Origin of the sequence: Candidatus Protofrankia californiensis, from assembly GCF_900634765.1 — a bacterium.
GTDB classification, from domain to species: domain Bacteria; phylum Actinomycetota; class Actinomycetes; order Frankiales; family Frankiaceae; genus Protofrankia; species Protofrankia californiensis.
Genome location: NZ_CAAAFT010000412.1, coordinates 35,150 through 42,085 on the forward strand (window position 1 = coordinate 35,150; position 6,936 = coordinate 42,085).

Annotated in this window: 7 protein-coding genes; all 7 read right to left on the reverse strand. The window is 67.0% G+C overall.

What is annotated here, in order from left to right:
* A partial coding sequence (locus DD1DGNOD_RS21305; protein ID WP_131770913.1) for an RrF2 family transcriptional regulator occupies window positions 1-250 on the reverse strand: 250 nt, incomplete at its 3' end.
* A 141-nt stretch (window positions 251-391) separates the two neighbouring features.
* Window positions 392-1,306, reverse strand: coding sequence for an ABC transporter permease (locus DD1DGNOD_RS21310; protein WP_131768293.1), 915 nt, complete (start codon window positions 1,304-1,306; stop codon window positions 392-394).
* Window positions 1,296-2,057 carry an ABC transporter ATP-binding protein gene (locus DD1DGNOD_RS21315; protein WP_131768294.1) on the reverse strand — a complete coding sequence of 254 codons (762 nt, stop codon included), beginning with the start codon at window positions 2,055-2,057 and terminating at the stop codon, window positions 1,296-1,298. Before DD1DGNOD_RS21315 ends, DD1DGNOD_RS21310 begins: the two co-directional genes overlap by 11 nt.
* Before the next feature lie 55 nt (window positions 2,058-2,112).
* Window positions 2,113-3,186: an ABC transporter substrate-binding protein gene (locus DD1DGNOD_RS21320; protein ID WP_131768297.1), complete on the reverse strand. Its 1,074-nt coding sequence runs from the start codon at window positions 3,184-3,186 to the stop codon at window positions 2,113-2,115.
* Window positions 3,187-3,347: 161 nt separating this feature from the next.
* Window positions 3,348-4,199, reverse strand: coding sequence for a GNAT family N-acetyltransferase (locus DD1DGNOD_RS21325; RefSeq protein WP_131768359.1), 852 nt, complete (start codon window positions 4,197-4,199; stop codon window positions 3,348-3,350).
* Between the two features lie 19 nt (window positions 4,200-4,218).
* On the reverse strand, window positions 4,219-5,370 hold the full coding sequence (gene ispG, locus DD1DGNOD_RS21330; protein WP_131768299.1) for a flavodoxin-dependent (E)-4-hydroxy-3-methylbut-2-enyl-diphosphate synthase: 1,152 nt from the start codon (window positions 5,368-5,370) through the stop codon (window positions 4,219-4,221).
* A gap of 136 nt (window positions 5,371-5,506) precedes the next feature.
* Complete coding sequence (locus DD1DGNOD_RS21335) at window positions 5,507-6,700, reverse strand: M50 family metallopeptidase (RefSeq protein WP_131768301.1); 1,194 nt, start codon at window positions 6,698-6,700, stop codon at window positions 5,507-5,509.
* Between the last annotated feature and the right edge of the window lie 236 nt (window positions 6,701-6,936).

Here is a 6,936-nt window from a genome sequence, read left to right on the forward strand (position 1 = left end):
CGTCGGTGGCCCGGATGACCATCGCCACGGTGATCTCGTTCGCCGGCCGGCAGAGCCGGTAACCACCGTCGGCACCACGCCGGCTGAGGACCAGACCGCTGCGGCGCAGGTCGGTGAGAATGTTCTCCAGAAACCGCAGCGGCAGGTCCTGCGCGGTCGCCAGGCTCTCACCCTTGACGAGGTCGCCGTTGGATGCGGCGAGAGTGAGCAACGCACGCAGGGCATAGTCAGCTCGCGCGGAGATCTGCATGCATCCATCTTGCCGGTCATGGTCCCATCACGCCCCACACGGGTGTTGCCTGTGGGTCCGTGGTCTGCCGCACGTGTCCCGCCGGCGCCGGCAGACCCTGGACGAATTTTCGGCGACGATCACTGAGCGTGCGATGACCGCTTAGCGTGACTGTGTGAGCAGCAGCCCACGACGCGCGCGCATCCGGCGGTCGACGGCGTTGAAGGCCGCGTCCACCAGCACCCCGATAACGAAGATCGTCATCATCATCGCCAGCACGCCCACCGTGTCCAGGAGTTGCCGGCTGTCCTCCAGGTCCGAGCCGATGGAGGGATGACCAGGGACGACGACGAGAAGTTCGCCGGCCATCAGGCTGCGCCAGGCGAATGCCCAGCCCTGCTTCAACCCGGCCACCACCGACGGCAGGGCCGCCGGTGCCACCACCAGGCGGTAGAGCTTCAGGCCGCGCGCGCCCATGGTCTGGCCGAGCCGGGTCAGCAGGGGAGGGACGTAGTCGATGCCGCTGATGACACCGTTGGCGATCGACGGCGCCGCACCGAGCACGACGACGAACAGGATCGCCGACTCAGTGAGCTTGAACAGCAGGATCGCCAGCGGGAACCAGACGATGGACGGCATCGTCTGCAACGCCGTGATGAACGACCCGACTGCGGACCGTATCAGGGAGAAGCGGGCCACGGCCAGGCCGACGATCGCGCCGATGAGGATGGCCAGTACGTAGCCGGCCAGGGCACGCTGCAAGGTACGGGCGGCGGCCGACCAGAAGTTACCGGTCGTGATCCGGTTTCCCAGGTCCGACAGCGCCTCGCCCGGCCCTGGCAGCACATAGGAGGGCTTCCAGCCACTCCACACCACGATCTGCCACAGCAGCAGGAAGATTACGACCGCTCCCAGCTTCGGCCAGGTTGCCGACCAGACCCTGAGGGCCAGTGGAGGCCGGGGCTCGACGGCCGTTTCGAGGGCGTCGAGACCAGCAAGGGTGATGTCGACGTCACCGGCGGGCGCAACCGGCAGCTTATGCAACGCGTTGGGCCCGACCGTGGTCTCAGTGACCATGACGCCCCACCTCCTCACGCAGTCGGTCAGTGACGGTCACGGCCAGCGCAGCCACATCGGGTGAGTCAATGCGGCGGGGACGCGCCAGCCCGACGTCGAAGATCTCGGCCACCCGCCCCGGCCGGCTCGACAGCAGCACGATGCGGTCGCCGAGCCGCACGGCCTCTCGCACGTCGTGGGTGACGAACAGGATGGTCACGCCGCTTTCCCGCCAGATCCGTTCCAGCTCGTCGTGCAGCAGGTCGCGCGTCATCGCGTCCAGCGCACCGAAGGGCTCGTCCATGCACAGGACGTCCACCTCCTGAGCGAACGCCCTGGCGAGACTGACTCGCTGGCGCATGCCACCGGAGAGCTCGTGGGGACGCTTGTCGGCCAGGCCGGCAAGGCGGACGAGCGCGAGCAGTTCCTCGACCCGGGATCGCCGGTCGGCCTTGGGGACGCCGCGGATCTTCATCGGCAGGGCGACGTTCCCCCCGGCGGTCAGCCACGGCAGCAGAGCCGAGTCCTGGAACATCAGGCCGACCCTGCGCCCACCGACGTCCACCGTGCCGGAACTAGGCTGGTCGATACCAGCGAGGATGCCCAGCAACGTCGACTTTCCACAGCCGGAGGCACCCAACAGGCAGACGAACTCCCCCGGCCGGGCGTCGAAGGAGACGTTGTCGAGTGCGTGGACCCGGTGTGAGCCGGACCCGAAGGTCCGGCTCACATTGTCGATCCGGACCGCGCTCGCGTCGATGACAGCGGTCACTGGAATCTGCTCCCCCTACGCCACCTTTGGCCCGCTAGCGATATAGAACGCATGGCTACTGCGCAGCCACCGACGGTTTGCCACTTGCCGTCAGCGCCGCGTTCACAGCCGTAAGATCAAAAATTCCGTTCAGGTCGACCTTGGCAAGCAGACCGAGTTCCGTAGCATGATCGGCCGAGGCGACGAGGGACGACGCGATCGGGTCGGCCGTGAACGTCAGGCGCTTCCACGCCGGATTGATGACGGCGTCGGCCAACGGCTTGCCGGACAGCTTCGCCAACCCCTGATTGGTCACCTGCTGCCCCTTGACCGGATCGGCGTTGAGAGCCTCGATCGAGGCGACGTTCGCCTCCACCAGACGCTTGACGATCTCAGGGTTGCTCTTGAGATAGTCGGTGCGCACCAGCAGCAAGGTGGTGACGAACTTGCCGTTCGGCCACTGGGACGCCTCGTCGACCAGCAGCTTTCCGCCGTCGGAGATCAGCCGCGACAAGGTCGGCTCAGGTACCCAGGCGCCGTCGATGGCGCCGGACTTGAAGGCGTCCACCGTCACCGTGTTGTCCTGTGGACGGACCTGGACGTCGCCGCCACCGCTCTTGTCGGTCGCCAGACCATGCTGCTTGAGGTAGTACCGCAGGGCCACGTCCTGGGTGTTGCCGAGGCTCGGGCTGGCGATCGTCTTGCCCCGCAGCTGCTCGACCGAGGTGATGTCGCTCTTCACCACCAGGCCGGCACCGCCGGACGTCGCCCCCGAAATGATCCGGACAGCCTCGCCCTTGGACTTGGTGAAGGCGTTGACCGCCGGGTTCGGCCCGATATAAGTGGCATCGAGCGCACCGGAAACGAGCGCCTCAGCCGCCTGGACACCCGAGTTGAACGTCGGGGTCTCCAGTTTCACGCCCGGGCCGAGCTTCTGCGCGAAGATACCTTGATCAAGACCGTAAATGGCGGGTGCATGGGTGAGATTCGGAAAATAACCGAGCCGTAGGGTTCCCGTCGGACTGCCGGTTGAGCTTCCGGCGGTGACGGTGGTGTCATCTCCCCCGCTCGAGCAGGCCGTTGCCGCCAACGCCAGCGCGCCGGCCGCGAGCAGTGGCGTGATCCGACGCCACAGCCTCCTCGATGACATGAGTGTTCCCTTCCACCATGGCACCTCGCGGTGCCATGCAATCCGATCGAAGTGGTCGAGAAACAGAGGATGCCAGACTTAATGCAAGGTCGCCAACTTGCTCACCTGACGTAACAAAACGGCAACGGCAGCGCATCACCCGCACGCAAAAAGCGCAGCGGTCAGAAAAGGATCGACGCGAAGGTCCCGACCCGGTAGAAACCCACCCGGTCGTAAGCCCGGCGGGCGGCGTGGTTGTACTCGTTGACGTAGAGGCTCACGATGGGCGCGAAGGTGGCCTGCGCGATCGCCACGACACTCGCCGTACCCGCCGTCCCGAGCCCCCTGCCCCGCCGCTCCGGGGCCACCCAGACCCCCTGGATCTGACAGACGTCTCCGGCGACTGCGCCGATTTCGGCTTTGAACACCACACGCCCGTCCTCGATACGGGCAAAGGAGCGACGCTGGTTGACGAACTCGGCGACCCGGGCCCGGTAGAGGGTGCCGCCGTCGCCACGGAGGGGAGACACCCCGATCTCCTCGGTGAACATCGCCACGCACGCCGGCAACAGCACGTCCAGCTCGTCCGGCCGAACCCGACGGACGGCCGGATCCGGAGCGATCTCAGGCGGACCGGAGATCGCCAGCAACGGCTGGTCCGCTCTGACCTCGCGGGCCGGCCCCCAGGCCGGTTCCAGGTGCTGCCACATCGCCTGCACCGTTTCGGCCACGCCGACGATCGAGGAACATCGGCGACCCTGGCGGCGGGCCCGTTCGGCGAACGCCTTCGCTGACGCCGGACCCGCCGCCACCGGCCAGAGGTTCGCACCCGAATAGCAGACCGCGGTCAGCCGGCCGTCGACCATGTGGCCCCACATCTGCGCCCCGAGCCGCCAGGGAGCGAGTCCGCATGCCTGCACACGGGAGGCGACGAACACGTCGGCGATCGGGTTGCGCGCGAGCACCTCCCGCACCGCCGGCAGATCGCGGTCGTCAAGCAGGCGGGTGGGAGCGGAGCGCAGCGGGAGGCCCATCGTCACGGATGCTCGGGGACTACCCGACCGACACCGACGGCTCGCCAGAGGCCCCCTCGGCCTCCATCTGCTCGGCCAGCCGCATGGCCTCCTCAATGAGGGTTTCCACGATCTGAGCTTCGGCGACAGTCTTGATGACCTTGCCCCGGACGAAGATCTGACCCTTGCCGTTACCCGAGGCCACCCCGAGGTCGGCCTCGCGTGCCTCACCGGGACCGTTGACCACGCAGCCCATGACGGCGACCCGCAGCGGCACGGTCATACCGTCCAGGCCGGCGCTGACCTCCTCGGCCAGCTTGTACACGTCGACCTGGGCACGACCACACGACGGGCAGGACACGATCTCCAGGGTGCGCTGCCGCAATCCCAGGGACTCCAGGATGCCGATGCCGACCTTCACCTCTTCGACGGGCGGTGCGGACAACGAGACCCGCAGCGTGTCCCCGATGCCCTCGGACAACAGCGCGCCGAAGGCCACGGCCGACTTGATCGTTCCCTGGAACGCCGGACCCGCCTCGGTGACCCCGAGGTGCAGCGGGTAGTCGCAGCGCTGCGCCAGCAGCCGGTATGCCTGGACCATCACGACCGGGTCGTGGTGCTTCACGGAAATCTTGATGTCGGTGAAGCCGTGCTCCTCGAACAGGGAGCACTCCCACAATGCCGACTCGACCAGCGCTTCGGGGGTGGCCCGTCCGTACTTGGCCAGCAGGCGCTTGTCCAACGAGCCGGCGTTCACCCCGATGCGGATCGGGGTACCGGCGGCGATGGCGGCCCGGGCGATCTCCCCGACCTTGTCGTCGAACTCCTTGATGTTCCCGGGGTTGACGCGGACGGCGGCACAGCCGGCGTTGATCGCCGCGAACACGTACTTCGGCTGGAAATGGATGTCGGCGATCACCGGGATCGGCGACTTCTTCGCGATGGCGGGCAGCGCGTCCGCATCGTCCTGGCTGGGGACGGCCACCCGCACGATCTGACAGCCGGCCGCGGTCAGCTGCGCGATCTGCTGCAGGGTGGAGTTGACATCGGATGTGAGTGTCGTGGTCATGGACTGGACGGAGACGGGCGCGTCCCCGCCGACCGGCACGTTGCCGACATGAATCTGCCGGCTGCGGCGCCGGGAGGCAATCGAGAGGGCCGGCGCCTCAGGCATGCCGAGAGTTACGGTCACGATGTCCTCACTGGCGTGTCGATGGTCACGATGGTCACGATGGTCAGAAGCTGGACGAAAGCCACGAAGTGTTACCACTACCGGTTTTCCGGATATCGGCGGCGTAAAAAGTTGTGATCACGCCCTCTTCGGCCGACTAGTTGAATCTGATCGGATTGACGATGTCGGCAGACAGGATGAGCAGGCTCAGCAGGACGAAGAAGGCGACCATTGCATACGCCGCGGGCAGGAGCTTCACAAGGTCGACACGTTTGACCGGGCCCCGGTAACCGGTCAGCCTGCGCACGCCGTGGCGCGCCTGTTCGAAGCCGAGAACCGCCAGGTGCCCACCGTCGAGCGGGAACAGCGGGAGGAGGTTGAACAGACCGACCGCCAGGTTGACACCGGCCACGAGAACGACGAAGTCACCTATGCGCTGACTCGCGGACACGTCCGGGGCGGACAGCAGCTCGCCGCCGGCGCGGGCCGCGCCGACCACACCGACCAGCCCGTTGGGATTGCGGTCGGGACTGAACAGGTTCGCAACCTCGCCGAGCCGGTGCACGAGCGTGTCGTACATGCCGGTGACACCGCTGCCCAGGACACTCATGGTCTTCGGGACAGCCGAGATCGGATTGTACCGGACGGTGTCGTAGCCCTGCCCGATCCCGATCGCTCCGACGAGGTCGTTGCCGGCGAGCCCGGTCTGGCGGTCACGCTTGACCGAGACCAGCTCCGGGCGCAATGCGACGGTCTGGCCGTCCCGGTCCACCACGAGGGTCGCGATCCCCGCGCCATGGTCGCGGATGAGGCGGGTGAACTGGCTCCAGTTCGTGATCGGCGTGCCGTCGAAACTCACCACCCGGTCACCCGCGCGCACACCCGCGCGTTCGGCCGGACCGGCCGGCGTGCCCGGGGAGCACTCGTTCGCCACCGGCACGCAGACGGTTCTGCCGACCGTGTTCTCGCTGGGGCGTGAGGTACCCAGCGCCAGCAGCACGCCGTAGATCAGCACAAGTGCGATGACGAAGTGCATGAACGATCCGGCCACCAGCACGACGGCCCGCTGGTATGCCGGCCGGGTGTGGAACGCCCGGTGGGCGTCGGCCGGGTCGATCTCCTCGAGCGGGGTCATCCCCTCGATCTTGACGAACCCTCCGGCCGGCAGCGCCTTGATGCCGTACTCGGTCTCACCCCGTGTACGGGACCACAGCGTGGGGCCGAATCCGACGAAGAACTTCGACGCCTTCATCCCGTAGTGGCGGGCCGTCACAAAATGACCGGCTTCGTGCAGGAGGATGGAGACGAGTAGAGCGAGCGCGAACGCGACGATGCCGATTGCGTTGGTCATGGTGCGGTCACGCCCCGATCGCAGCGCTACAAGACCCTATTGGGTACCCCTCGGTCACGAAGGCATCACGACTCGATCAGGCTCCTTGGTCGATGAGGGCACGCACCCGAGCGCGCGCGTCCTGCTCGGTGTCCAACACCTCATCCAGGCTCGGACGTTCCACAACGGTATGCGTTGTGACCACCTCGGCCACCACGTCGACGATGCGTACGAAGGGCAGCCGGTGGCCGAGGAAG